Below are 2,159 nucleotides of genomic sequence, written 5' to 3' on the forward strand. Positions count from 1 at the left end.
CGCCTCGGAATCCACCTGCTGCTGTTGCCCAAGCAGCGCTCAGAACTCAACTGCATGGATCATCTGTGGCGCCCCCTGAAGCAACGCGTTTCCGCCAACCGTCAGTACCCCACGGTCGAGCAGCACGTCGGCGCCGCCATCCGCTGGGTGCTGGGCCTTTCTGCCCAGGACGCCCTCCGCAAGGCGGGCTGCCTCGCCGAGGGCTTCTGGCTACGCGATTTGTTAGAGAACTTCTGGCGACCTACTTAGGGTGGGCGCGAAACCTCCTGTCTGCCTTCGTGGAAACTCCATGCGCGCGCCTCCTGTCATCCGCCTCGTCGTGCTCTCCGCCTCCCTGTCCGCCCTTCCCTCGTGGGCCGTGGAGGACTGCCAGTTCAAGGGCGAATCCATCAACCTGGACAACGGCAACTCGACCGCGAAGCTCACCGGCACCGTGCGCTGCGTGGACCGGGACACGAAGAAGGAGACGCACACCGTCTCGTACCGCGACGGCAAGAAGGACGGCTGGGAGGTGCGCCGCTGGTCCGACGGCCGGGCCGTGGAGCAGGAGTACAAGGCCGACAAGCGACACGGCGGCTTCAAGCGCTACGAGGACGGCCGGCTGGTGGAGACCTCGACCTACGCCGACGACCACGAGCGCGGCGAAGGCCAGCGCTACCACCCCAACGGCAAGGTGGCCCATCGCTACGACCGGCAGCCGGACGACGCGAAGAGCACCTACGCGGACTACGACGAGACCGGGCGGCTGAAGGAGGCCGGGTGCGGCCTCCAGTCCTCGCGCGAGGCGGGCATCAAGGACTGCGTCTGGAAGGGCGCCTCGCCACTGGTGTTCTTCCATGCGAACGGCCAGAAGCGATCCGTCATCCCCCTGAAGAACGGGCTGCGCGAGGGCGTGACGGAGACGTTCGACGCCCAGGGACAGCGCACCGGCACCTCCGCCTTCGTCGCCGGCCTGCGCGACGGCGTGAGCACCGAGTACGTGGGAGGCGTTCCCCGCCGCGCCACGACGTACGCGAAGGGGCAGATGGAGGGCGATGAGACGGAGTACTTCAAGGACGGCGCGAAGAAGCTCGTCACCACCTGGAAGGGCCGCACGAAGCTCAAGCGCGTGGAGTACTTCCAGAACGGCGAGCGCAAGAGTGAGTTCGTCGTCACCGGCGAGCGCGCGGTGGAATCCCAGTTCGAGGACGACGGCTCGCTGCGCCAGCGGCAGGCCCTGGCCCTGGATGAAGGCAAGTACCGCTTCGAGCCCGACGGCGTGACGGAGTCCTTCTTCCCGGACGGGGGCGTGCAGTCGCGCGAGCACTACGTCCAGGGCCGATCCGAAGGCCAGCGCCAGATCTGGGCCGAGAACGGCGTCCTCGTGGAGGACTCGCAGTGGACGAAAGACCGCGTCACCGCGCGCAAGCGCTGGAACCCGGACGGCGGACTCGTGGAGGACGACACCTTCTACGAGGACGGCTCGCGCAAGAAGAAGCCCTGAGCCTGCCCGCTCCCCACGTCTCCTTGACGGATGATGGTCGAAATATTACGACTATCATCCATCATGACCCAGAAGACGGAACAGAAGCAGAAGTCGCACGACGCCATCCTCGCGTCCGCCGCCACGTTGTTGTTGGAGCGGGGCATCCAGGCCAGCTCCATCATGGACGTGATGAAGGGGGCGGGGCTCACGGTGGGGGGCTTCTACGGGCACTTCGAGTCGAAGGAGCATCTGTTCACGGAGACCCTCCGGGGCACCGCCCGCACGGTGTGGAACAAGCTCTTGCACAAGGCGAAGGAGGACGCGCCGGACGCGCCCGCGCTGAAGGTGCTGGAGCGCTACCTGTCGCGCAAGCACCGCGACGCCGTCACGCCCACCTGTCCCCTGCCCAGCATCACCGCCGACGTGGCGCGCTCCGGGGAGCCCTACCGGGGCGCGCTGGAGTCGGAGCTGCAGCAGTTCGTCCAGTCGTACGCGGACCTGCTGGGCCCGAACGCGCGCCACCGGGAGAAGGCCCTGGCGGCCGTCGCGCTCATGTACGGCGCCCTGTCGCTGTCGCGCGCCATCCGGGGCACGAAGCTGTCGGATGACTTCCTGGAGGCCGCCAAGAAGTGGGGGGCGCAGCTGGTGGCGAAGGAGGACGCATGAGCGCCGTGGCCGCCCTCCCCTCCCCGGC

Annotated in this window: 2 protein-coding genes and 1 pseudogene; all 3 read left to right on the plus strand. The window is 67.8% G+C overall.

Annotation, left to right across the window (positions count from 1 at the left end; all coding sequences use genetic code 11):
- Positions 1-249: pseudogene (locus tag D7X74_RS43435) on the plus strand (hypothetical protein); the annotation flags it as partial.
- Positions 250-289: 40 nt separating this feature from the next.
- On the plus strand, positions 290-1,483 hold the full coding sequence (locus D7X74_RS41455; RefSeq protein WP_120538413.1) for a toxin-antitoxin system YwqK family antitoxin: 1,194 nt from the start codon (positions 290-292) through the stop codon (positions 1,481-1,483).
- A 63-nt stretch (positions 1,484-1,546) separates the two neighbouring features.
- Positions 1,547-2,131: a TetR/AcrR family transcriptional regulator gene (locus tag D7X74_RS41460; RefSeq protein WP_120538414.1), complete on the plus strand. Its 585-nt coding sequence runs from the start codon at positions 1,547-1,549 to the stop codon at positions 2,129-2,131.
- Positions 2,132-2,159: the final 28 nt, after the last annotated feature.

Source organism: Corallococcus sp. CA047B (assembly GCF_003612065.1).
In the GTDB taxonomy this organism is placed as follows: Bacteria; Myxococcota; Myxococcia; order Myxococcales; family Myxococcaceae; genus Corallococcus; species Corallococcus praedator.

Coding starts and splice junctions, on each gene's coding strand:
- D7X74_RS41460 (WP_120538414.1), top strand. CDS start 1,547: ATGACCCAGAAGACGGAACAGAAGCAGAAGTCGCACGACGCCATCCTC.
- D7X74_RS41455 (WP_120538413.1), top strand. CDS start 290: ATGCGCGCGCCTCCTGTCATCCGCCTCGTCGTGCTCTCCGCCTCCCTG.